The organism is Brevibacterium sp., assembly GCF_031179145.1.
Taxonomy (GTDB): domain Bacteria; phylum Actinomycetota; class Actinomycetes; order Actinomycetales; family Brevibacteriaceae; genus Brevibacterium.
This window is the reverse complement of record NZ_JAPSIB010000008.1, coordinates 106,803-129,852: the sequence shown is the minus strand read 5'-3', so window position 1 is coordinate 129,852 and position 23,050 is coordinate 106,803. Positions and strand designations below refer to the sequence as shown.

The 23,050-nt window shown below is 65.7% G+C and carries 19 protein-coding genes; 9 read left to right on the top strand and 10 right to left on the bottom strand.

The genetic code is table 11. The features are described from left to right. Positions 1-16 precede the first annotated feature (16 nt). The 6 genes from RIT73_RS08095 to RIT73_RS08070 all read right to left on the bottom strand — a co-directional run bounded on the left by RIT73_RS08095 (position 17) and on the right by RIT73_RS08070 (position 6,973). Positions 17-1,096 (bottom strand): TatD family hydrolase, encoded by a 1,080-nt coding sequence (locus RIT73_RS08095; protein ID WP_309131565.1) that lies wholly within the window; start codon positions 1,094-1,096, stop codon positions 17-19. A gap of 5 nt (positions 1,097-1,101) precedes the next feature. Then, a complete protein-coding gene (metG, locus tag RIT73_RS08090) occupies positions 1,102-2,811 on the bottom strand; it encodes a methionine--tRNA ligase (protein ID WP_309131564.1) in 1,710 nt (569 codons plus the stop codon). Positions 2,812-3,049: 238 nt separating this feature from the next. Further along, complete coding sequence (locus RIT73_RS08085; protein ID WP_309131563.1) at positions 3,050-4,132, bottom strand: hypothetical protein; 1,083 nt, start codon at positions 4,130-4,132, stop codon at positions 3,050-3,052. Positions 4,133-4,616: 484 nt separating this feature from the next. Further along, on the bottom strand, positions 4,617-5,585 hold the full coding sequence (rsmI, locus tag RIT73_RS08080; protein ID WP_309131562.1) for a 16S rRNA (cytidine(1402)-2'-O)-methyltransferase: 969 nt from the start codon (positions 5,583-5,585) through the stop codon (positions 4,617-4,619). 2 nt (positions 5,586-5,587) lie between these two features. Further along, positions 5,588-6,064, bottom strand: coding sequence for a DUF4190 domain-containing protein (locus RIT73_RS08075; RefSeq protein ID WP_309131561.1), 477 nt, complete (start codon positions 6,062-6,064; stop codon positions 5,588-5,590). A gap of 156 nt (positions 6,065-6,220) precedes the next feature. Then, positions 6,221-6,973, bottom strand: a complete 753-nt coding sequence (locus RIT73_RS08070) for a DUF4190 domain-containing protein (protein WP_309131560.1) — start codon at positions 6,971-6,973, stop codon at positions 6,221-6,223. Positions 6,974-7,018: 45 nt separating this feature from the next. Here RIT73_RS08070 and RIT73_RS08065 point away from each other — a divergent pair, with 45 nt between their 5' ends. Then, a complete protein-coding gene (locus RIT73_RS08065) occupies positions 7,019-8,923 on the top strand; it encodes a phospholipid carrier-dependent glycosyltransferase (protein ID WP_309131559.1) in 1,905 nt (634 codons plus the stop codon). On the opposite strand, the gene RIT73_RS08060 is transcribed toward RIT73_RS08065, so the two are convergent. Beyond that, complete coding sequence (locus RIT73_RS08060) at positions 8,910-10,508, bottom strand: hypothetical protein (RefSeq protein ID WP_309131558.1); 1,599 nt, start codon at positions 10,506-10,508, stop codon at positions 8,910-8,912. The two genes, RIT73_RS08065 and RIT73_RS08060, sit on opposite strands and share 14 nt — an antisense overlap. Before the next feature lie 149 nt (positions 10,509-10,657). Here RIT73_RS08060 and RIT73_RS08055 point away from each other — a divergent pair, with 149 nt between their 5' ends. The 6 genes from RIT73_RS08055 (at position 10,658) to RIT73_RS08030 (ending at position 17,858) form a co-directional block, all read left to right on the top strand. Next, on the top strand, positions 10,658-11,992 hold the full coding sequence (locus RIT73_RS08055; RefSeq protein WP_309131589.1) for an acylneuraminate cytidylyltransferase: 1,335 nt from the start codon (positions 10,658-10,660) through the stop codon (positions 11,990-11,992). Positions 11,993-12,111: 119 nt separating this feature from the next. Further along, positions 12,112-12,999 carry an N-acetylneuraminate synthase family protein gene (locus RIT73_RS08050; protein ID WP_309131557.1) on the top strand — a complete coding sequence of 296 codons (888 nt, stop codon included), beginning with the start codon at positions 12,112-12,114 and terminating at the stop codon, positions 12,997-12,999. 129 nt (positions 13,000-13,128) lie between these two features. Beyond that, on the top strand, positions 13,129-14,175 hold the full coding sequence (locus RIT73_RS08045; protein ID WP_309131556.1) for a hypothetical protein: 1,047 nt from the start codon (positions 13,129-13,131) through the stop codon (positions 14,173-14,175). After that, positions 14,175-15,506 (top strand): DUF6716 putative glycosyltransferase, encoded by a 1,332-nt coding sequence (locus tag RIT73_RS08040; RefSeq protein WP_309131555.1) that lies wholly within the window; start codon positions 14,175-14,177, stop codon positions 15,504-15,506. Before RIT73_RS08045 ends, RIT73_RS08040 begins: the two co-directional genes overlap by 1 nt. A gap of 10 nt (positions 15,507-15,516) precedes the next feature. Further along, the gene (locus tag RIT73_RS08035) at positions 15,517-16,536 is read left to right on the top strand and encodes a glycosyltransferase family 2 protein (RefSeq protein ID WP_309131554.1); all 1,020 of its coding nucleotides are present in this window, start codon (positions 15,517-15,519) and stop codon (positions 16,534-16,536) included. Further along, positions 16,533-17,858, top strand: a complete 1,326-nt coding sequence (locus RIT73_RS08030) for a polysialyltransferase family glycosyltransferase (protein ID WP_309131553.1) — start codon at positions 16,533-16,535, stop codon at positions 17,856-17,858. The genes RIT73_RS08035 and RIT73_RS08030 overlap by 4 nt, the downstream gene beginning before the upstream one ends. Positions 17,859-17,952: 94 nt before the next feature. Here the strand turns inward: RIT73_RS08030 and RIT73_RS08025 are convergent, their stop codons facing one another. From RIT73_RS08025 to RIT73_RS08015, 3 genes are all read right to left on the bottom strand, one after another. Continuing rightward, on the bottom strand, positions 17,953-18,534 hold the full coding sequence (locus tag RIT73_RS08025) for a GtrA family protein (RefSeq protein WP_309131552.1): 582 nt from the start codon (positions 18,532-18,534) through the stop codon (positions 17,953-17,955). 108 nt (positions 18,535-18,642) lie between these two features. Then, a complete protein-coding gene (locus tag RIT73_RS08020; protein WP_309131551.1) occupies positions 18,643-19,641 on the bottom strand; it encodes a glycosyltransferase in 999 nt (332 codons plus the stop codon). Between the two features lie 194 nt (positions 19,642-19,835). Then, positions 19,836-21,083, bottom strand: a complete 1,248-nt coding sequence (locus RIT73_RS08015; RefSeq protein WP_309131550.1) for a metallophosphoesterase family protein — start codon at positions 21,081-21,083, stop codon at positions 19,836-19,838. A gap of 310 nt (positions 21,084-21,393) precedes the next feature. Here RIT73_RS08015 and RIT73_RS08010 point away from each other — a divergent pair, with 310 nt between their 5' ends. Together RIT73_RS08010 and RIT73_RS08005 are read left to right on the top strand one after the other, a co-directional pair. After that, positions 21,394-22,365, top strand: coding sequence for a methionine ABC transporter ATP-binding protein (locus RIT73_RS08010; RefSeq protein ID WP_309131588.1), 972 nt, complete (start codon positions 21,394-21,396; stop codon positions 22,363-22,365). Beyond that, the gene (locus tag RIT73_RS08005) at positions 22,362-23,036 is read left to right on the top strand and encodes a methionine ABC transporter permease (protein WP_309131549.1); all 675 of its coding nucleotides are present in this window, start codon (positions 22,362-22,364) and stop codon (positions 23,034-23,036) included. The genes RIT73_RS08010 and RIT73_RS08005 overlap by 4 nt, the downstream gene beginning before the upstream one ends. The last annotated feature ends 14 nt before the right edge of the window (positions 23,037-23,050 follow it).

Genomic DNA, 23,050 nt, shown 5'->3' with positions numbered 1-23,050 from the left:
GAGACGCAGATCACGTTCAGTTCCAGGAGCCCAATGCTCGGGTGGAGTTGTCCCACACGGCCGCACAGAGGTCCTCCTCGGGCATTCCGCGCACCTCGGCGAGTTTCCGTGCGGTGACCGCAGTCAGGTAGGGCCCACCCGGCTTGCCGCGATGCGGGTGCGGGGTGAGGAAGGGTGCATCGGTCTCGGTCAGCAGCAGGTCCAATGGAGCCACGGCCGCCGCACGCCGCAGCTCGTCCGCGTTCTTGAAGGTGATGTTGCCGGCAAATGACATGAAGTAGCCGTGTTCGGCGCACTCGCGAGCCATCGCCTCGTCGCCCGAGAAGCAGTGGAAGATGGTCACCTCGGGGGCGCCCTCTTCACGCAGAATCCGCAGAACATCGGCGTGGGCCTCGCGGTCGTGGATCTGCAGGGCGCGGCCGGTGCGCTTGGCGATCTCGATGTGGGCGCGGAAGGACCGCTGCTGTTCGGCGATCCCCTCCTCCCCCGTCCTGAAGTAGTCGAGGCCGGTCTCCCCCACCACGCGCATCCGGTCATGGGAGGTCACGAGCGATTCGATCTCCGTCAGGGCCTCGTCCAGCTTGCCGAACTCGGCCAGCCTCGGCGCCTCGTTCGGGTGGAGCGCCGCTCCCCCGAGCATCCACGTGCGTGGGGCTCGCGCCTCAGCGACGGCAATGGATGCGTTCTGGGCGCCCGACTCCGCCGCGTCGCCCGGACGCGCATTGGGGGTCATCGTCTCGGCGCCGCGAGCGTTCACGCCGCTCAGGAGCTCCGAGGCGTCACGTCCGAGCGCAATCTCGGCTGGGGTGGTCCCCGCATACTCGCTGGCCACGAGCTCCGCGGTCCACCTCGCCGCGGCCAGATCGCAGCCGATCTGAACGATCCGCCGCACATCGGCCGCCTGCGCGGTGTCGTGGAAGAAGTCGAGTCCGGGGAACTCCTCATCCTCCTTCGGCGCCAGCTGCGGCTCGGGCTCGCCCTGGCCCAGAGGCAGACGGGCACCAGTGCAGATGTCGAGGTGGGTGTGGGTGTCGACCACCGGATGGGCAAGCGGAGCCGGTACCGGAGGGTAGGTCCCGGCGGCACGAGAGGCCATTGCTCTTACTCCTCCACGAACTTCGGGAACACCGGCTCGGGCTTGGGCAGGGGCGTACCCGGCACCAGCGGATAGTCGATCGCTGCGAACGACCGCGGGTCCACCTCGGCGGCAGTGACTCCGGCTTCCGCGGACTCGGCGGCGGCAGCAGCGATCCCCGCCGCCGCGACCCCTGCCCCGGCGGCGACGCCGACTGCTGCGCCCGCACCCACGGAGGCCATCGCCTCGGCGCCGGAGCCGTTCTCGATCGCCGTGCTCAGCACCTTCGCGCCCGCCTCGGCCCCGCCCTTCGCCACACCGAGCAGATCGAGGATCTTGCGGGCGGAGCCGGGCATGACGGGCTGGATCAGGATGGAGATGATGCGCACGACCTCGATCGTCACCCACAGCACGGTGGCCATGCGGTCGGGGTCGGTCTTCTTCAGCTTCCACGGCTCCTGCGCGGAGAAGTAGCGGTTGGCCTCGGACAGCACCTTCCAGCAGGCCTCGACGTAGAGGTGGAGGCTCTGGGTGTCGACGTGGCGGCGGGCGGTGTCGAGGACCGCACGGGCCTGGGCGAGCAGCGCCTCGTCGGCGTCGGAGAGCTCTCCGGGCTGCGGCACCTGGGCGTCGCAGTTCTTCGCGATCATCGACAGCGAACGCTGCGCGAGGTTTCCGTACTCGTTGGCGAGATCGGAGTTCTTGCGGGTGATGATCGAGTCCTTGGTGTACGAGCCGTCCTGGCCGTAGGAGAACTCGCGGAAGAGGAAGAAGCGGAGCGTGTCGAGCCCGAACGCGTCGACGAGGTCGATGGGATCGACGACGTTGCCGACGGACTTCGACATCTTCTCGCCGGCGTTGAAGAGGAACCCGTGGGCGTGGACGCGCCTGGGCAGCTCGATGCCGGCGCTCATCAGGAACGCGGGCCAGTAGACGGCGTGGAAGCGAGTGATGTCCTTGCCGATGATGTGGACGTCGGCGGGCCACCACTTGGCGAATCGCTCCTCGTCGTCGGGGTAGCCGACGGCGGTGAGGTAGTTGGTCAGGGCGTCGATCCACACGTACATGACGTGCTTCTCGTCGCCGGGCACCGGCACGCCCCAGTCGAAGGTCGTGCGGGAGACCGACAGGTCCTTGAGCCCGGAGGCGACGAAGGACGCGATCTCGTTGCGGCGCGAATCCGGGCCGAGGAACTCGGGGTGGTTCTTGTACAGTTCGAGCAGCTTGTCCTGGTACTTCGAGAGGCGGAAGAAGTAGGACTCCTCCTCGGTCCAGGTGACCTCGGTGCGGGTCTCCTTCGACAGGCGGACGCCGTCGACGACCTCGGTCTCGTCCTCGGTGTAATAGGCCTCGTCGCGAACCGAGTACCAGCCGGAGTAGGAGTCGAGGTAGATGTCGCCGGCTTCCTCGAGTCTGCGCCACACGGCCTGGCAGGTGGCGTAGTGGTCCGGGTCGGTGGTGCGGATGAACCGGTCGTAGGTCGAGCCGAGCGCGATTTGGGTATTACGGAAGTTCGCGGCATTGTCATCGGCGAGCTGCTTGGGCGTGATGCCGAGCTTGTTCGCCGACTGCAGCATCTTCAGTCCGTGCTCGTCGGTGCCGGTGCAGAAGAAGACCTCGTGATTGTCGAGGCGCTTGAACCGGGCAAGAGCATCGGCGGCAATGTATTCGTAGGCATGCCCGATGTGGATGGCCCCGTTGGGGTAGGCGATGGCTGTCGTCAAGTAATAACCCATAGGTATCTCAGTCTAAAGGACGCGCTGCAGAGGGTCGGTGCGGGTCCAAGGGGCGGGTGGGTTCACGGGGTGGTGGCAGGGACAATCGCCGAGCGACAGGAACGGGCTTTGGCACTGGATGCTTTCCCAATTGGCATTGGTTGCTTTGAAAGGCACGGTTTCCGCCCAGTGCTTTTCAAAGCAACCAGTGCTTCAAATAGATCGAGTCGCCAATGGTCCCCGCGAGGAGGGCTCATGATCACTTCAGGAATGCGGAGCGCCGGAACTTGAGCAGTTCTGGCACCTGTTCAAAGAGCTTCAGACCGAAAACCGGCAGGTGCATCACCTCACTGAAGCTGAAGTGGATGACCTTGAACCCCATCGACAGCAGAGTGTTGTGTTGGTAGCTTTCCCTCTTCAGCCTGCCGCGCCCAGCTTCGACGTACTTTCCCACCCCATCGATGGCCAACGCAGTCTTAGTCTCTTTGTGCAGGAAATCCAGTCGAGTGAGCAGACTGCCTTCGTGAACGACGTTCCATTGCTGCACGAAGTCGGGCAGCCCGAGCTGATGCAGGTTGAATGACGACCGGCTTTCCGCGTAGCTCTCCGAGAGCGGCGATACGATGTCGAGTAACTTCAGTGCCAAACGCTTCCCTCGCTTCAGCCGCAGTGCTGCAGGTACGAACTCAGCGTCCACGATTTCTCGTCCCTTGGTGAACATGAGTCGGGGATTCCTGGCTCCCAGCCGTTTGTCACCCGTTTTCGCGACGACCGTCCTTCTGACCACGCAGTCGAGTGCTGCAAGGCCTGCGGAAGGACTCTCCAAAGAAATAAGCTCGAGACCCGTACGTATAGCGGTGATTACGCGGACGCCCGCGACGATCGCCTGGTCCTCGACGGAAATCGGGCGCCGCAGTCGCTTGATCTCACCCGTCACGGAGCTCGCACTCGAATGAGCAACCGTGATCGGTCTGAGCGCCACATCGAAAAGTGGAAGCTCATGCAGCAGAGCAGCCGAGACTCCGAATACGACGTCGTCGGTCCGATAACTCGGATAGTGGACAACTGCCAGGCGGGCAACGTGTTGCTGAAATCTGCGATCGCGAAGGCGATCTGCCACTGAAGTTGTGCGAAAGTAGTCCACCCACTCGCTGTCGGTTGCGAAACCACGTATTCGCGAATGTTGGGGCTTCGAGCACTCAGCGACGATCGAGTAGATTCCTCGACTCAGCACCATCAGGCAGCAGCTTTTCGCCCTCGAGATCTCCACTGTCGATACTCCTGCGGCCCTGAGGTCGGTGTATGTGACAACGTTGTACCTGCCCCGAATTCCTTCGATCATGCGTTCACTCTCTCCGAGTGAAAGGCGCAATTCACGCTCGGATTTCTTGGATGTGGACAGGCGTTCTCATCCCACAGCGCCTGAGAGCCCAAGTTCGAGCACATGTCCACGGATTCGAGAGCACGAGTCATCAGCAGTCCGTCGCTGTCATGCAGTCACACGTCTACTCAAGGCCGGCACGCACGCGAGTCTGCGGAGCCGTTGCTCTAACGCCTTCGGAGTGACTTCCTCAGGATGCCGCGAAGTGGCCGGAACGGTTCCACTTCCGACGGCACCTGACCATTTGTGCCCGGTCCACTTTGACTAGCACGAGTTGCAAACCGTGCCATTCAAAGCAAAGCAGGCTTCAAATATCCACAACCTGTCACGTTCAAGTCCGCATGCTCGGCTCGACGGGACTGAAGTTCCGCAGGAGGAAATACCGCAGTTGACGGACCATGCAGCGGAATTGCCAGTGGCCGCGCCGGCCGGGAAGCACCGCCCGTCACTCCCGGTGCAGCCAGGCCTCGTAGATGTCGCGCTTGGACAGCCCGAAGCGTTTCGCCACCTGCCCGGCGGCTTCTTTCGCGCGGACGCCGGAGTCGACCAGCACCGCCATCTGGCCGAGGTGGTCCTCCGGCTTCGTCTCCTCCTCGCTGGCACCGGCCAGCACCAGGGTGAGCTCCCCGCGCAGTCCCCCGGCAGCCTGGTCGCGCAGCGAGCCGATGGTTCCGCGGAGGGTCTCCTCGTACGTTTTGGTCAGCTCCCGACTGATGCTCATCGGCCTGTCGGCGCCGATCACGGTGAGGAAGTCCTCCATCGTGTCGGTGATCCGATGCGGGCTTTCGAAGAAGACCATCGTCCGCTTCTCCGTCTTGAGCTCTTCCAGCAGTTTTCTGCGCGCTCCGCCCTTCCGCGGCAGGAACCCTTCGAAGCTGAACCGGTCGCTCGGCAGCCCCGAGACCGCGAGCGCCATCAGGACCGCAGAGGGGCCCGGGGTGGCGGTGATCGGCAGATCTGCCTCGGCGCAGGCTTTGACGACGCGATACCCGGGATCGGAGACAGCCGGCATGCCGGCATCGCTGAGAAGGACGACGGTCCTGCCGGCGCGGATGAGTTCCACGAGCTCGGGGGCGCGACTGTGCTCGTTGTGGTCGAAGACGCTGATCACACGATTGGTGTGCTCGAGTTCGAGTCGCTGCGCCAACGAGAGGAAGCGCCGCGTGTCCTCGGCGGCGATGACGTCGGCCGTCTCGATGGCCTGCTGCATCCGCAGCGAAGCGTCGCCGAGGTTGCCGATCGGAGTGCCGACAAGCACCAGTCGCCCGCCTGCGGGGTCGGCGAGGGGGTCGATCCCGGTCAAGTGGTCAACATCCTTCTCGAGGGGGTCACCGACGGAGTCGGGCTCCGCCGAGATCTCCTCCCCCGAGGCAGTCGGTCCATCGGAATTCTGCTCCGATGAGGAGGTGGTCATCCTCAGGAAACTCCGGCTGCGAAGAACACGCCGCCGAGGATGACCACGAAGAACAGCACATAGACGATCCAGAAGAGCACCCAGAGTGCGGTGCCGATGTAGCCGACCCAGAGTGCGGCTTTCGCCATCCCCTCGCCGCGTTCACCACGTTCGCGGATCTGCTTGAGAGCGATGTGACCCATGATGATTCCGGCGATTCCTGCGATGAAGATCGAGGAGACGAACCCGAAGATCGATGCCACCATGCCGATGATCGCCAGGGTGTTGTTCGGGGGCAGCATCGGGTAGCCGGCTGCCGATCCGGCATAGTTGGGCTGTGCCCCATAGGCGGCTCCGGCCCCGTAGGCGGAACCGGAGTTGTAGCTGGCCGGAACGTTGCTGACGTTCGATCCGTAGTTGGAATCATAAGAGGGTCCGGACTGAGGACGCTCCTGCTGGTAGTACATGTCTGGATTGTTCCAGTTGTTCTGACTGCTCATTGGCCTGCTCTCCTTGAACTCAGGTACAACGGTACCCAGTCGGCAGGCGCAACCCAAGGCGACGAGGTTGCAATCCTGTTGCAGCGCGCTCTTCCCATGCGGCACCGTTCCGCACCCGGCCCACAGCGGTGACTTCGGTCTGCACGGGTCCGAGAATCAGTTGAAGGCGCCCACGACTCCGAAGAACGCGATCGCCGCTCCTGCGAACATGATCAGCAGAATCAGATAGAGCAGCGCCGCGATGATTCCGACGATCCCCATCACCAGGCCGGCGGTCGCCTGACCGGCACCGCGTTCGTATCTCTGCTTCACCTGTCGCTGAGCTTTCACGCCGAAGACGACCGCGAGGATCGGCGCGAACCAGAGAACCATGGTCACGAATATGAAGATGAGCCCGACGTAGGAGAGGAAGAACGTGAGCAGTTGGCAGATGATTCCGCCGGCCAGCCCGACGATTCCCAACCACATGGACCAAGTCGCTGTGCTGTTGGCCTTCGGCTTGACCGGGACAGGCATCTGCGGCCAGTACGCGGCGTTGTGATCATGTGCGTACGCGGCGTTGTGACCGTACGCAGTGTTGTGATCATGTGCGTACGCTGCGGTGGGGTTGTGAGCGTACGCGGAATTGTGACCGTATACGGCGGCGGGGTCATGGAAATGCGCAGAGTTGGGCCCTTGTGCGGGGTTGGGGCCGCAGCCTCCATCAGGCGCATATGCAGAGTTGGGCCCGTAGGCGGCATTGGTGCCGTAGGGGGAGCTGGTGTCGTAGTCGATGCCGCCAGTATAGGCGGTCGGCGTCTGCGGGGCACCGGAGCGGGAGGCCCGCAACCGAGCACTGCGGGTTGTCGGCCGGGTGAAGTGCAGAGGCCCGCATCGGCCCCGGTCGGCACATGCGACCTCAGTCTGCATGGGCCCTGCAACTCTGCGCAGCCGAGCACCTTAAACTTGTCGTTGATGAACCAGCCCCAGGATCCCCCTCCGCCGAGGCGGTCCACCGACCCCGAAAACGAATCGTTGCACGGCATCCCCGAGGCCGCCCCTGCGGAGCACTACTCCCCCCTGACTGCGGAGCACTACTCCCCCATGACTGCGGAGCACGACTCCTCCACACCTGCGGGGCACGACTCCCGCATGGCCAAGGAGCAGCGAGCGCGGCGGCACGAGACGCTCCTCTCCAACGCAGCTGCCATCCGGCGCGAACTCTTCACCGCAGGAATGTGGTCGACTCGGGCGCCCGTGTGGATGTGGCCGGCGCTCCTCCTGATCACAGTGATCGCCGGCGTGCTGCGGCTGTTCCGCCTCGACTTCCCGCATCGCCTCATCTTCGACGAAACGTACTACGTCAAGGACGGGTACTCCGTCTTCAAGTACGGCTATGAGAGATCCTGGCCCGAGGGCGCCGACGACTCCTTCAATGCCGGCGATCCCAGCGTCATCGAGTCGACCCCTGAGTACGTCGTCCATCCTCCGCTGGGCAAATGGATCATCGGCGCGGGCATCCATCTCTTCGGGGCCGACGATTCGTTCGGCTGGCGCTTCTCCGTCGCGATCCTCGGCACGGCGACGATCTTCCTCATCGGCTTCATCGCCTGGAAGCTGCTGCGCTCCCCGTTCTTCGCGTGCGTCGCTGCCGGACTGCTCGCCATCGACGGTGAGCATTTCGTTCACTCGCGCACGAGTCTGCTCGACATCGTCCTGATGGCGTTCATCCTGCTCGCCTTCGCCTTCATCGTCCTCGACCGCGAGCAGGTGACGAAGCGGCTGGCCGCCTGGTCTGCGTCGACCCAGCAGATTCCTGCCACCGAGTCGGTCGCGGGGTCCCCGTCGATCCAAGAAACCCGGGAGTCGACACAAGAACCGGCACACGCCCTCGATGCCGCGGCCGCTGCCCGACGGAACCGAGACGCGCTCAACTTCGGCCCCCGCCTCGGCGCGCGCTGGTGGCTGCTGGCCGCGGGCCTCAGCCTCGGGCTGGCGATGGGGGTGAAGTGGTCGGGTCTCTATGCGGTCGCGGCGTTAGGGATTCTCGTCGTCGCCTGGGATGTGCATTCGCGACACCGCGCCGGCGTCGTCCACCCGTGGCTCGGCGCTCTGATCAGGGACAGCGTGCCCGCGTTCCTCCGACTCGTGCCGGTCGCACTGGTCACCTATATCGTCACCTGGTCGGGGTGGATCCTCTCCGCCGACGCCTGGGATCGGCAATGGGCGGCCGAGACGCCCGGCTGGTGGCAGGCGCTGCCCTCCTGGCTGGACTGGCTGCCGGGCCTGGCGCACTACCACTACACGGCGTACTCCTTCCACGTCGGACTCGAATCCGAACACCCCTACATGTCGAACCCGTGGGGCTGGATCGTGCAGTGGCGGCCCACGTCCTTCTACTACGAGTCACTCAGCCATGGCGACCTGGGATGCGCCGCGACCAAGTGCTCCTCGGCGATCACCTCGGTGGGCAATCCCGTCATCTGGGGCCTGGCACCCGTCGCGCTCCTCCTCGTCCTGGCCGCCTGGATCCTGCGCCGCGATGTCCGTGCCGGAGTCATCCTCACCGGCCTCGCCGCGACCTGGCTGCCGTGGTTCGCCTACCAGGAGCGCACGATCTTCACGTTCTACACCATTGTCATGGTGCCCTTCGTCGTCCTCGCGCTCACGTACTGCCTCGCACTGCTGTGGGGGCGAGCGCCCGTCGGCGTCCCCCGCGGCCGGCGGGTGCCCGGCCCTCTGCTCCTGCGTCGACTCGGCGTCGGGCTCGTCCTCGTCGCCGCGATCATGGCGTTCGCCTACTTCTGGCCGATCTACACGGGTGAAGTCATCCCGTTCGAGGCGTGGAACGCCCGCATGTGGAACGTCACCTGGCGCTGAACCCGCCGCCCCCGTCCACACGATCGTCGGCCGCGTCGAGACGGTCGCCGCCCCCGTCCACACGATCGTCGGCCGCGTCGAGACGGTCGCCGCCCCCGTCCAGACGATCGTCGGCCGCGTCGAGACGGTCGCCTCCCCCGTCCAGACGATCGCCACCGCGCGAACGAGCGACGCCCCTCGCGCGGACACGGGCATCGATGGCGACGATCGCCCCGCCGAGCATTGTCGTGAGGACCAGCGGGAAGATGTAGCGGTAGTCCTGGGCCGGCACGGTGGGGATGAAACTCGCGAGATACAGAACACCGGCCGCCAGCACGCACAGCCCCACGAACGATCGCGCCCTGAAGCCCGCGACCAGTCCCGCCAGGCTCAGCAGCAGCCAGAACCAGCCGTGGAACAGCCACGGCAGCTGAGTCACCCCGAGATCCACAACATAGGACTCCACCGCCTGATTGGCTCGCGGGTACTCCAACGGCTCGAACGCCTTGTTGTGGTTGACGAACTCGAGTTTGCTCGTGAACAGCAGCTTGCCGAACGTGAAGAGCCGATAGTCGACATAACGGGGCAGCTCCTTCGGCACCTGCTCCATCCACAGCGCCGTGATCTCATCGGGACGGGCCACGCTCGTGAAGCCCTTCCCCGAGGCACCGCGCCCGTAGCACTTCCAGTAGGCGTCCCAGTACGCCTCCTTGGTTTCACACTCGGCTTTCGCAGCGAGCATCTTCTCCTTGAGCTCAGGGGATGCGACTTCGCTGCGCTCAACGGCCTCGGTGGGCAGGGCGAAGATGATGTCGTCGATCATCACCTGGGTGAACTGCGAATTGTGCGAGGGATCGACGGCGAGATCGATCGCCTTGCCGACACCGAGCACCGCGATCACGAAAGCACAGACCGCCGCCACAGTGATGAGCACAGGCCGACGCAGACGCTGAGCCGACCAGGGCCCGGTGAGCACAAAGATTCCCGCCAACAGAATCGGCGGGGCGATGACGATCGCGTTCTTCCTCACCAGCACGGCGTAGATCAGCGCGAGCACGCTCACACCGAACAGCGCCCAGCCCATCCGCCTGCCCGCAGTCCGGATCAGGAACAGGCACACGATCGAGCACACCAGCGCCAGAGCCAGGTGGACGTCCTTCCACACGATTCCCCACATGTTGATCGTGTTCGGCAGCAGAATGAAGACCTGAGCCACCACCGGAGTCCACCACCGGCCCGTGGCCCGCAGCAGGAACACGGACAGACCGCAGGCGCACAGCCAGGCGAAGAGAATCTGGGCCGCCGCCATCGACCCGATGCTGCCCGTCATCGAGATCAGGCCGCTCCAGACCACGCTCATGATCACCGGGTGCCAGTCGTTGAACGGCTCCTGGCCCAGCGCCTGCGCGAGCTGGAAGGAACTGTCGTTGGTGAGCAGGCCCGGCGCTGTCGCCCGGATGAGATAGAGGGCCACGAGAAGCCCGACCGCACTGCTGAGCGCAAACGCCCACTTCTCACGTGAGCCAAGCTTCCTAACGGGCAGCAGTGGGGAGACATTCGCGCCGAAAGAAGACAGCACTCTTGCCGTGAAACGTTTGAATGGCATCCCACCATTATGTCCGAGGACAGAACCACCCCCTCACCTCGGCCCTCCCACCAGCGGACCCGGCACCGGCCGGCAATCCAGCCCTCGCCTCGGCGTCGATCTCCGTTCACCGTCCCGTCACCCCGCCTCGTTAGCGTCGAATCATTGTGATTGCAGAAACGACGACGAATCTCCCCGACCCTCCGGCGACGACGGACAGGCCGCACCGCACGGTGGCGATCATCCCGGCCCGCGGCGGCTCCAAGGGCATCCCCCTGAAGAACCTGCAGAAGGTCGCCGGGACCTCGCTCCTCGCCCGCGCCGTCCACGCCGCCAGGGCCACCCCGAGCATCGACCGGGTGATCGTATCGACTGATCACGAGGACATCGCCGCCGAGGCCATCCGGGCCGGCGCCGAGGTGTCCCACCGTCCCGCCGACATCGCCGGAGACCTGGCGACGAGTGAGTCGGCGCTGATCCACACCCTCGGCAGCCTTGACGAGCGCTTCGACACCACCGTGTTCCTCCAGTGCACCTCCCCCTTCATCGACTCCGCGTCGATCGACAATGCGGTGCGCACCGTGTCCTCAGGTCTTGCCGACGTCGTGTTCTCCGCGGTCGAGGACCATTCCTTCCTCTGGCGCCTCGACGCCGAGGGGCATGCCGTGGCTGTCGGCCACGACGCCTCGTTCCGTCCCCGCCGCCAGGACCGGGCGCAGCACTTCAACGAAACCGGCGCCTTCTACGTCATGCGCACCGATGGCCTGCTCCTCCACGAGCACCGGTTCTTCGGTCGGATCGCGATCGAGGAGGTCCCGCCCGAGCATGCCCGCGAGATCGACGACATGTCTGACCTGACCCTGGTCCGGGCGATCGCCTCAACGCAGGAGACGGCGGAGATCATCGACGTCGACGCACTCGTCACCGACTTCGACGGCGTCCACACCGACGACGGTGCCTATGTCGACGAGGACGGCAATGAGCAGGTCCGCGTCCACCGCGGTGACGGCATGGGTGTCTCCCGACTGGTGAAGGCCGGAGTGCCGGTGATGATCCTGTCGAAAGAACGCAATCCAGTCGTCACCCGCAGGGCGGAGAAACTTCACGTAGAAGTAACCCAAGGCGTCGACAATAAAGGTCAGGTCCTGCGTGCGTGGATCGACCGCAACGGTCTTGACGCGTCCCGCGTGGCCTACGTCGGCAATGACATCAACGACCTCGAAGCCTTCGACGTCGTCGGCTGGCCCATCGCCGTCGCCGACGCCCACCCCAAGGTGCGGGCGGCTGCCCGAGTCGTGCTCGATCGGCCGGGCGGACGCGGCGCGGTCCGGGAGGTCTGCGATCTGATCCCGGTCCGGGCCGAGCCCGTGCAGGCAGGGTCCGCGAACCGGGAGCAGGCTGCCCAGGCACCGGCGGAACCTCAAGCAGGCGAAGCGCCGGAGACAACCTCATACGTTCCCCATCCCGTTCACCGGGAGCCGGCCCTGGCGCACGCGCAGCGCTGAGAAGCCATGGTGCCTGTCAGTCAGACTCTCAGCCCTGATCGACCGGCCCCACCACACTGAACGCAATCCACCAACCAGCACCGTCCAACCAGCACCATCCAACTTCGAAAGCAGGTTCCATGACTGATCAGCTCGCTCCCGTGGCCATCGGAGATCACCTCATCGGTGACGGCCAGCCCGTGTACATGATCGGCGAGATCGGCATCAACCACAACGGTGACGTGGAGATCGCCAAGCAGCTCATGGATGTCGCCGTCACCGCCGGCGCCCAGGCCGTGAAGTTCCAGAAGCGCAACCCCGACGTCGCCGTGCCCGAACACCAGAAGTCGAAGATGCGCTCCACCCCGTGGGGCGAGATGACCTACCTCGAGTACAAATACCGGGTGGAGTTCGGCAAGGACGAATACACCGAGATCGACCGGTACGCCAAGGAGATCGGCCTGCAGTGGTTCGCCTCCCCGTGGGACGTTGATTCGGTCGAATTCCTCGAGACCGAGTTCGACGCCCTGACCTACAAGGTTGCCTCCGCCTCACTGACCGACTTCGAGCTCCTGCGGGCGATCGCGGACACAAGCAAGCCGGTCCTGTGCTCGTCGGGCATGTCCGATTGGGCCACCCTCGATGCCGCGGTCGAGGTATTCGACCGTGACAAGCTCGTCCTCATGCACGCCACCTCGACCTACCCGCTGCCTCCCGAAGAGGTCAACCTCGCCGCCATCCCCGCGATGCGTCGGCGCTACGAGGTGCCTGTCGGCTACTCCGGCCACGAGCTCGGCCTCGAGATCTCCTTCGCGGCCGCCGCCCTCGGTGCTGCGACGATCGAGCGCCACATCACCCTCGACTCCTCGATGTGGGGTTCGGACCAGTCCGCTTCGATGGAACCGCGCGAGTTCACCTCGCTGGTCAAGGGTGTGCGCGTGCTCGAAGTCGCCCAGGGGGACGGCATCAAGCGCGTCATGCCCGGTGAGGAGTCGAAGATCGATTCCCTGCGCAAAGTCTCCGTCTGAGACACCGGCCAGTACCCGCCAGGAGCCCGAACTGCCCGATCACCTCGCCGAGGTGGTGGGGCGGTTCCTCCTGCATCGGCCTCACATCAGCGTACGACCAGCACCGAAGGAATCCGTGACCACGTCAGAATGAACTCTCCCTCCTACTCCGTCGCCTTCGTCGAGTCCCCACTGCAGTTCCTCTCCGCCCTCGAAGCCCACACCTCCGCGATCTCCCCGGCACGGGCGACAGGTGAGGGACAGCGCCGGGCTGCGGCACCGGCCGGGCTGGGAGAGCTGCTCATCGTCGCGCGCTCCCAGGCGAAGGGAATGACCTCCTTCCTCGATGCCTTCGACCTCGGCTGGCTGCCGGACAACGTCCGGGTCGAGCGGGAAGGTGCCAAGCACCGCATCCTGCGCGACCGACCGCCTGAGCGCATCTACCTCGGCGATCCCTGTTCCGGGCAGATGCACAAGGCGCTGTCCCTGGCCTACCTGGAACGGCGCCTGCCCGAGGTGGTCATCCTCGACGACGGGCTGGCGACGTACTCGACCATCGACATCCTGTCGTCGCCGGGCGGCCCCCTGATCCGCGCCCGGCAGACCCTCAAACCCTCCCGCAGGATCATCGCCGCCTACGTCGCCGACCGGCTCCGCGGCCTCGCGGCATCGGGGCGTCTGAGTTGGCACACCGCGCTGCCGGTCCCCGACGCCCTCGCCGCGGCGTTCACCGCCACCGGGGCCGGCATCGCGACCCATCGCTTCGACTTCCTGCAGACGCTGCCGACCGGTGGCAGCCACCCCAGGGACAACCCGGTCATCGGCTCCTCTCTAGCCGCGGATGGGCTGATCTCCGAGGCCAGGTACCGGGAGTGGCTGGAGGCCATCATCGACCTGGGGCCGATCACCTACTACCCACACCGGCGGGAGACCGATGAGTTCCTGTCCGCACTCGGAACCGACCCCCGAGTGAGGATCAAACACGTCGGACTGCCGATCGAACTGCGTCTGGTCAATCTGCCCGCGGAATCGACCATCCGCAGCCTGCCGAGCACCGCCGTCGTGTCCTTGACCGTGCTCAATCCCGATGTCACCATCGACGTCACCGAGATCCCCGCCGACTGGTGGACCGGAGCCGCACCGGATAGTCTCCGAACGTCCCTGAACTCCCAGACGCTGAAGGCCGCCGCGAGCTGATGAGCACTGCGAACCACTATCCGGAGACGCTGCGGATCGTCTCGATCTCCGACAGCGAGTCCTACCTGAAATGGGCCTGCGCTCTGCTGAGCACCCTGCCCGGCGTCGACGCCCACGTCTTCCTCATCGACAACCCGATCCTGCCGACCCCCGAGCAGATCAGACACGCGGTGGCCGGGACACCGTGGGCATCGCGCGAGATCGAGACCATCACCCGCGCCGAGGTGGCCGCCACCGTGGCATCGCTGCGTCCCGATATCGTGCTCGCCGCCGCCACCGGGCCCGTCGTCGCCCAGGTCTTCGCCAGCGCGCACGCCCTCTCCCCGCGGCCGGCCCTCGTCTCCGGGCTTCCGGGGATGGGACTGCCCGCCCGGCAGAAGGGGATGCGCTACCGCCGCCTCGGCGATGCCTTCATCGCCCACTCCCAGTTCGAGGTCTCCGAGTACGAACGGGTCAGCGCCCGAGTCGAAGTCCCCACCGAGGTCATCCTCGGGCGGCTGCCGATGCTGAGGTCGGTGGGAATCCCGGCCCCGATCCGCACCGGCTCCGCTGTCCCTGAGACGCTCGTCTTCGCCACACAGGCCAAGGTGCCCGCCGACCGCCTCGATCGCACCGCCATCGTCGGCGCCCTCGCCCGGTTCGCCGCCGCCCACCCCGGTTCGCGCACGATCATCAAGGTCCGGTCCCGCCCGGGTGAGCAGGAGACGCACCACGAGCAGCACCCGTATCACGAGATCCTCGACGAGCTGCGGGCGGCGCGAGTGCCCGGCAGTGACCGTCTGGAACTCGGATACGGGCCGATGAGCGACTTCCTCACCCCCACCTCGGCGCTGGTGACCGTGTCCTCGACCGCAGCACTCGAATCGATCGACCGCGGGATCCCGACCGCGCTCATCTCGGACTTCGGGTTCGAGCCCGAGCTGCTCAACGAGGTCTTCGCCGATTCCGGCGCGACGGCCAGCCTCGCCGAGGTGGCCGCCGGTCGGATCCCCTTCCCCACCACCGAGTGGCTGTCGGCGAACTACTTCCATCCCCTCGACGGGCACCTCCGACGCCGGTTGGGTCTGCTCGGCCTGCGCGCCAGGCAGGGGCAGCTGCCCGACATGCGCCGGGCTCTGTGGAAGCAGAAGCGGATGCTCGCGCGCGCCGAACTGCGCACCGTGTCCCCCGAGTTCGTCGTCCGGGCCTACCGCCGGGTGCGCTACGGACGGCCGCGCCCATCAGCCGGCAGCGCCGCCCCGCTCGTTGACCGCCGAGTCCCACCGCACGTCGACAGCGCAATCCCGCCGCACGTTGCCAGCGCGATCCCACCGCACGCCCACGACCAATGACGAGGCTTCCATGACTTCACCCCCCGCCGTCAGTGTGATCATCCCGGCCCTGAATGCCGAGCTCTACATCGCCGACACGCTCACCTGCCTGCGCCACCAGGGACTGTCCGCCGACGAGCTCGAAGTCATCGTCGTCGACGACGGCTCAACGGATTCGACCGCCGAGATCGTCGAATCGCGCCGCCCCGAGTTCCCTGGGATGCAGATGATCCGCAAACCGAAGCCGGGCGGGCTGCCCGCGGCTCGCAACTCCGGAATGTCGGCATCCACCGGTCGTCACATCACCTTCATCGACAGCGATGACTGGTTCGCCGACGGCCACCTGCGGGTGATGCTCGACGCGATCGAAACACTGGGGGTCGACTTCGTCCGCACCGATGTTATCCGCGCCACCGGGAAGACCCGGAAGCTGATGACCGCGCCCGTCTCACTCCGTGCGAGAGCCCTGAACACCAAGGACTTCATCGTCGACGGGTTCGCAGCGACCATGGTCGACTTCCCCAACGCCTTCGCCGGTCTCTACCGACGCGAGCTGTGGGAGTCCGGGATCCTCGCATTCGATGAGTCCCTGCTGTCGGCCGAGGACCGGGAATGGAACTGGCGAGTGTTCCTCGAAGCCGAGACGTTCGCCGTCGTCGACTCTCCGGGGCCGGTCTATCGAAGGAACGTCCCCACCTCGATCACCGCGGTCTATGACGAACGCCAGCTCTGCTTCATCGACAGCTGCCAGGCCTCGATCGAGCAGACCCTCGACCGGGAGGAGTTCCGTGATTTCACGATCAAGGCCGGGCACAACCTCATGGCGCTGGCGGACATCCACCTGCAGCGGAAGTCCGAGATGACCCGGGAGATCCAGCATGAGCTGATCGACCGCACCGCCCGCGCCGCGGCGAAGCTTCCGGAAGACGATTGGACCGCGATCCTCGCGTCGATGAAACCCGAGCGCCGCCGCCGCCTCGCTCCGATCATCCGGCGGACCCTCAGGCACCGCAAGCAACTGGTCGCAGGATCGGACGGAAGGACGTCATGAAACAGCTGTTCGAAGTCTCCTCACTGCTCCAGCTCGTCAACCTCCATGCGGCGATCGATTCCGGTCTCATCGAGGATGCCGAGGAGCGCATCCTCCTCATCAGCGACAATCGCATCATCAACGAGGTGGGCCCGTCGTTCTCGGATTCTCCGTTCGCAGCGCCCCTGCTCGACGTCTTCGACCGCAGAATCGACCTCAACGAGTGGCTTCATCCCTATCACCCCGCTCAGTGGGGCCCTCGCGATTCCGACATCCCGGTCTGGACCCGGTTCTTCTCCCGCGCCTGGGGCGTGGACAATGCCGACCTCCAGCTCTACGTCGAATCCCTTCAGGCCCACCCGGCACTGGCGCTGGCTCGCGTGTTCTCCCGCGCCGAGGTGAGGGTGCACTCCGATGGACTGATGAGCTACGGCCCCACCCGCAATCGCGTCGAGTCGCGGGTCCGGCAGCGCCTGAGCGCCCTGTACACCATGGATCTCGTTCCGGGTCTCACTCCCCGACTGCTCAGCGAATACGGGGTGGAAGCGACGGTGGTCGATCGCCAAGCGCTGCGCGACACCCTGTCCGTGGTCGAAGCGCAGCTGCCCGCCGAGGCGCTCGCAGAGGACAGAGAGGCGACCGTGATCATCGGACAGTACCTCTCCGACATCGGGCTGTTCTCCGTAGAGGAGGAAGTGGAGATCTATTCCCGCCTGCTTGAGGATGCCGCCGCGCATTCGTCCGTCTACTTCAAACCGCATCCAGCCGCCTCGGCGTCGGTGAGCAGCATCCTGGCTCACCTGGCAGCGGACCGGGGCATCGAGTTCCACCTGCTTCCCGGCGATGTCCCCGTCGAGGTGTGCATCGCCCGTCTCCGTCCGGCCACTGTGGCCGGGTGCTTCTCGACCGGTCTGGCCACCGCCCACAGCCTGTTCGGGTCGCGAGTGATCGCGGCCGGAACCGAGCATGCGCTGGAGAACTTCACCCCATACGAGAACAGCAACCGGATCCCCGTGACGATCTGCGATCACCTCTTCTCCGCCGATGCCCAGAAGCACCACCGGGCCTACAGCCTGCAGGACCTGGTCGATGCGGTGTCGTACTGCATGCGTGCCGATCAGCTGCCGGCGCTGCGCGAGACCGCTGTGAGGTTCCTCGACGGTCTGCCGGAGGAGGACATCCGGCGGTACTTCAAGCGCCGCCGGCTGACGAAGCTCGACCTTCCCGGGCGACTTCCTCCAGCGGCACGGCTGCGGGCGAACCCCGTCGTCCTGGCGCGAAGGGCCGCGCGGAAGGGCGGCCGGACGATTCGCGAGCTGGGACTACCCGTTCCCCGGGTCTGAACGAACCGAACCCTCAGCGGCGCGAGTCGGGTTCGCTCAGCGGCGCCTGTGGGAGTGGGCGCCGCTCAGCGGCGCCTGTGGGAGTGGGCGCCGCTCAGCGGCGCGAGTCGGGGTCGACGGCCTTCGCGACCGCAGTGTCGTCCAATTCGACGACCGGAGGGTCGTCCAGTTCGGCAGTCTCCGCGAGCGCGGGGTCGTCCAATTCCACGACCACCTCGGCGGCGGGAGAGGCTTCCTTGAACACCCACGTCCGGTAGGCGTAGAAACGGAAGAGCATGGCGAGGCCGATGCCGATGACGTTCGTCGAGATGTTGTAGCTGAGCTGGTCGTGCCAGCCCAACAGGTACCAGGTGATTCCGAGCGGCACCACCGAGAGCACCATGCCGGCCAGGTTGACCAGGACGAACAGCATGATCCCACGGAGGTTCGAGTGGGTGGTCCGATCGCTGTAGGTCCACAGTTTGTTGCCGATCCAGACGACGATCATCGCCACGATCGTCGAGATGATCTTGGCTTTGATCGGGCTGCCCTCGAGCAGGGCGGGGACCGGACCGAGCCCGTAGGCGAGGAGATTCGAGAGCCCGACGTCGACGACGTAGCCCAGACCGCCGACCGTGAGGAACTTGAAGGCTTCCACCGCGAGACGTCGCGACCGGACCGAAAGAGATTCATTCATGACGGTTACGCAGTCTAGTGGGCTCTGTTTCGGAGTTCCTGAATGACCCGGCTCTCGACGCCTGCGAGCAGCCGTCCCAGACCAGGCTCGAATGGACGACCGTCCTCATCAAGCCAGGTGCGAGCCCGATGGGCGACCTTCAGGTCGCGACCCCAGGTCCCGCTGACCCGCCTCGGTGTTGACGGCGGGCAGTCCCAGGTAGCACAGGCGCGACGTCTCCCGACGCGCCCTGCGCAGACCATCCAGGGTCAGACCCACACTGCCCATCAGGAACGCCAGACCCATCAGCGCAGTCGCCAGGATCGCCGTCGGGAAGCGCGGCACCAACCCGGTCTGCCAGAACTCCCAGACCACGGGCAGCCCGAGGATCAGCGAGGCCAGGGCCAGGATGATCGTCAGCAGACCGTAGAACAGACGGGGACGTTCGTGACGCACGAGCGCGGTGATGAGACCGAGGATGCGGAACCCGTCACGGAAGGTCGAGAGTTTGGACTCGCTGCCGTCGGGGCGGTCGCGGAAGTCGATGGGCACCTCGGCGGTGGGCAGCCGCAGCGCCATCATGTGCACAGTCAACTCGGTCTCGATCTCGAACTGCCGGCTGATCGCGGGGAACGACTTGACGAACCGGCGGGAGAACACCCGGTAGCCCGACAGCATGTCCGAGACCTCGGAGCCGAAGAGCCACCCGGTGAGCTGGTTGAACATCCGGTTGCCGAGCTCATGCCCCGGCCGGTACGACGTGGTCTCCTGGTTGTCCTGCCGCACCCCGAGCACATGATCGTAGGGGCCGGAGACCAGCGTCTCGATCATCTCGGGAAGGTGGGAGGCCTCATACGTGTCGTCACCGTCGATCATCACGTAGATGTCGGCTTCGATATCGGCAAACGCCCGCCTGACGACGTTGCCCTTGCCAGGGGTGTCCTCCCGGCGGACGATCGCCCCCGCCTCGGCGGCGCGTTGGGCGGTCTGGTCGCTCGAGCAGTTGTCGTAGACGTAGACGGTCATCCCCGGCACCGCCGCTCGCAGGTCACGGACCACCTTCGCCACCGTGATCTCCTCATTGTGGCAGGGGACTATGGCTGCGATTCTGGTGGAGGCTTCAAGCATGGGAGGTCCTTCGTCGACGACGACCGCGCATATGGCGCCGATCGGAGAGCATGTTCCTCACCAGCATAGTGAACGCACCTGATGCCGAGGCGCCAGGCAGGGGCGTTCGCCGGTGACGTCAAGGCGATTTGAGCAACTGTTCACATCGATGTCACCTTTCCGCGATCCGCCCCCGCCTCGACGAAGGCGATCCCCTACTTCACATAATCGGGGAACGGCGCGGGTTCACCCGGTTTCGCCGTCGGGCTCATATCGATCCCGTAGTCGCGGGCGAACTTCAACTCCGAGGTGAAGCCGTCGGCGCCCTCCTCCAGGGTGAACACCCGCGCGCCGCGCAGGCGATGCTTGTCAGCCCCCGGCAGACCGTAAGGGGCGAACCCGGTGCCGGGCGAGTAGCCGAGCTCGATGCCGAAGTAGTCGCCGGTGTAGCTGTTGATGTGGTCGTGGCCGACGAAGAGGCCCTTGATGTCACCACGGTGGAGCATCGCGTTGAACATGCCCGAGTTGAACGGACCGGGGCATTCGTCCTCATGGCGCTCCCCCACGATCGAGTGCTTCTCCCTGGCCCGCGAGTGGTCGGCCTCGGTGCGCGAGTCGATGCTGTCGAACCACATGGCCCGGTGCTCATGCAGGGCGATGTGCTGGAAGACGAGTCCGGGGAGTGCCGAGCCCCGGCGTTCTTCGAGCTCTCGCGAGGTGCGCGCATACCATTCGACCTGATCGAAGCGCAGCCAATCCCAGTGCGGGTACCCCTCGATGTCCTGGCCGGCGATGGTCTTCGGCGCGTAGCGTCCCGAGTCGAGCAGCCAGATCGCGAAGGCGTCCTCATCCCCCTTCGCCGCGGAGACGGTGAGGACCTGATTGGACGTTCCGGTCACCTCGGCGCCGGGAGTGTTGAGATTGTGCTTGTACTGGCGGATGAAGGCGATCATGTCGGCTTCGTCGAATCCGGTCCTGCCGGTGCTGTCCTCGTCATGGTTGCCGAAGGTCAGAGCCCAGGGGATGCCGCGCTCCTCCATCGGCAGAACGACGTTGTTGATGGCCTGCTTGGTCTCCGCGACGGAGGCGGGCCCGCCGTTGATGACGTCTCCGTTGATGACGACGAAGTTCGGCCTCACCTCGTCGAGGACGGCCTTCTGCAACTCGATCGTGCGGGTGTCCGTGCGGTGGGAGTCCTGGGTGTCGTTGAACTGGACGATGCGGAACCGCCCGTTCGCCGGGAATCGCAGCTTCTGCCGGACCACACCGTCACTGCTGTGTGCCGCGCCGTGACCCTTGCCGTTCCCGTTTCCGCGTCCATCTGCGAAGGCAGTCCCGCCGCCGAGGGTCGCCAGACCCGCTCCCAGCGCCGAGGCACCAGCCGCCTGGAGCACTCCGCGTCGGCCCCAACCGCCCCGGCCGCCGGCCGCAGGGGTCGAGGTCGGATTGTCATCGTTCGTCATCGTGGTCCTTTTCGTGTCATCGAAGGTGAAATGCTGCGGGCGACTTCCTCACCGTTCAGCGGGGAAGTCACCATCGGGAAACTACGGGGGCGCAATGACGGCCAGTTGAACCGATGTACAACGGACGGTGACGCCGAGCGACTGAGTTCTTCGTCACGAAGTGCGTCCCTATGCGTCTTTTTGTGTCATTTATGACGGGCGCGAAGTTCCGCTCTTGTCATGCTGAACCGTTGTCACATGTGTCCGTCGCGCCCAGGCCTGCTGCCGGGAAGCTCAGCGCATGTACCCAGAAACCATCGAGGAGACGCCTGTGATCGAACTGCGCGGCTTGAGAAAGGTGTTCGGAGACACCGTTGCTCTGGAGGAGATCGACCTGTCGGTCCCCGCCGGAGAGATCCACGGCATCGTCGGCCGCTCCGGAGCCGGCAAATCCACCCTCATCCGCTGCCTGACCGGTCTCGACCGCCCCACCTCGGGCTCGGTCGCGATCGACGGCGTCGACCTCTCCGACCAGGCGGGCGCCGAGATGCGCCAGGCTCGTCGCAGCATCGGCATGGTCTTCCAGCACGTGAATCTGCTCGATTCGCGCACCGCGCTGAACAACGTCGCCCATCCGCTGCAGATCGCCGGCGTCTCCAAGGCCGAACGCCAGGCCAAGGCCCGTGAGCTCCTCGAATTCGTCGGCCTCGGCGATCGTGTCGACAACTACCCGTCGCAGCTCTCGGGCGGACAGCGGCAGCGCGTCGGCATCGCCCGGGCGCTGGCCGCCGAACCGAAGGTGCTGCTGTGCGACGAGCCCACCTCGGCACTCGATGCGGTCACCACGGACCAGATCCTCGGCCTCATCCGCTCCCTGCGCGATCGCCTCGGCATCACCGTCCTCATCATCACCCACGAGATGTCCGTCGTCCGCGAGATCTGCGACTCGGTCACCCTGCTGGCCGGCGGCCGGGTCGCGAAGACCGGGAAGCTCGCCGAGGTGATCTCCGAGCCCGGATCCGACCTGGCCAAGGATCTCGTCCCCCTTCCTCCCGTCGGACTCGACGAAGGTGACACCGTCATCGTCGAGGCCTCTCTCGCAGGCTCCGACCTGCCCACGGTCCTCGGCAGCGCCCAGTCGGTAGGTGTGAGCGCCGATTCGATCCTCGCCGGGGCCGTCGAAACCATCGAGGGCCGGCAGATCGGCCGCATCCGGTTCACCGTGCCCGGTGCCGACAAGTCGGAGGAACTCATCACTGCCCTGGAAGCAGACGGCATCTACGCGGAGGTGGCTCTCAAGTGAACGATCCGATGTGGTTCGACAACCCGGCGATCACCCAGCAGATGCTGCCCGCCACCATTGAGACCCTGCTGATGACGGCCTGGTCGACGGGACTCGCGGTCCTGCTCGGCCTGCCTCTGGGCATCTGGCTGTTCACGAGTTCGAAGAGCGGGATCAAGGCTCGCCCCGCCCTCTATCGCGTGCTGTCGCTCATCGTCGACATCACCCGGTCGATCCCGTTCATCATCCTCATCATCGCCCTCATCCCGTTCACCCGGTTCATGGTGGGCACCGCGCTGGGCTGGCAGGCGACCGTCGTGGCCCTGACCGTCGGCGCCATCCCCTTCTACGCCCGGCTGGTGGAGAACTCCCTGCGCGAGGTCTCCGAGGGCAAGGTCGAAGCGGCGTTGATGATGGGCGCCTCGAACGGCCAGGTCATCCGTCAGGTCTACGTCCCCGAGGCGCTGCCCGGTCTCATCGGCGCCGCCACGGTCACCTCGGTGACCCTGGTGTCCTACACCGCGATGGCCGGCGCCGTGGGCGGAGGCGGCCTGGGAGCACTGGCGATCTCGTATGGCTACCAGCGGTACCAGTCGGACACGATGCTTGCGTGCATCATCGTCCTCGTCCTCATCGTCGCCGTGATCCAATTCCTCGGCGACCGCTTCGCCCGTGTCGTCGACCACCGCTGACTTCGCAATCTTCC

Excerpts from the sequence above, each read along its gene's own strand:
- RIT73_RS08095 (WP_309131565.1), bottom strand. The coding sequence starts at position 1,096 with ATGGCCTCTCGTGCCGCCGGGACCTACCCTCCGGTACCGGCTCCGCTT.
- metG (WP_309131564.1), bottom strand. The coding sequence starts at position 2,811 with ATGGGTTATTACTTGACGACAGCCATCGCCTACCCCAACGGGGCCATC.
- RIT73_RS08085 (WP_309131563.1), bottom strand. The coding sequence starts at position 4,132 with ATGATCGAAGGAATTCGGGGCAGGTACAACGTTGTCACATACACCGAC.
- rsmI (WP_309131562.1), bottom strand. The coding sequence starts at position 5,585 with ATGACCACCTCCTCATCGGAGCAGAATTCCGATGGACCGACTGCCTCG.
- RIT73_RS08075 (WP_309131561.1), bottom strand. The coding sequence starts at position 6,064 with ATGAGCAGTCAGAACAACTGGAACAATCCAGACATGTACTACCAGCAG.
- RIT73_RS08070 (WP_309131560.1), bottom strand. The coding sequence starts at position 6,973 with ATGCAGACTGAGGTCGCATGTGCCGACCGGGGCCGATGCGGGCCTCTG.
- RIT73_RS08065 (WP_309131559.1), top strand. The coding sequence starts at position 7,019 with ATGAACCAGCCCCAGGATCCCCCTCCGCCGAGGCGGTCCACCGACCCC.
- RIT73_RS08060 (WP_309131558.1), bottom strand. The coding sequence starts at position 10,508 with ATGCCATTCAAACGTTTCACGGCAAGAGTGCTGTCTTCTTTCGGCGCG.
- RIT73_RS08050 (WP_309131557.1), top strand. The coding sequence starts at position 12,112 with ATGACTGATCAGCTCGCTCCCGTGGCCATCGGAGATCACCTCATCGGT.
- RIT73_RS08045 (WP_309131556.1), top strand. The coding sequence starts at position 13,129 with ATGAACTCTCCCTCCTACTCCGTCGCCTTCGTCGAGTCCCCACTGCAG.
- RIT73_RS08040 (WP_309131555.1), top strand. The coding sequence starts at position 14,175 with ATGAGCACTGCGAACCACTATCCGGAGACGCTGCGGATCGTCTCGATC.
- RIT73_RS08035 (WP_309131554.1), top strand. The coding sequence starts at position 15,517 with ATGACTTCACCCCCCGCCGTCAGTGTGATCATCCCGGCCCTGAATGCC.
- RIT73_RS08030 (WP_309131553.1), top strand. The coding sequence starts at position 16,533 with ATGAAACAGCTGTTCGAAGTCTCCTCACTGCTCCAGCTCGTCAACCTC.
- RIT73_RS08025 (WP_309131552.1), bottom strand. The coding sequence starts at position 18,534 with ATGAATGAATCTCTTTCGGTCCGGTCGCGACGTCTCGCGGTGGAAGCC.
- RIT73_RS08020 (WP_309131551.1), bottom strand. The coding sequence starts at position 19,641 with ATGCTTGAAGCCTCCACCAGAATCGCAGCCATAGTCCCCTGCCACAAT.
- RIT73_RS08015 (WP_309131550.1), bottom strand. The coding sequence starts at position 21,083 with ATGACGAACGATGACAATCCGACCTCGACCCCTGCGGCCGGCGGCCGG.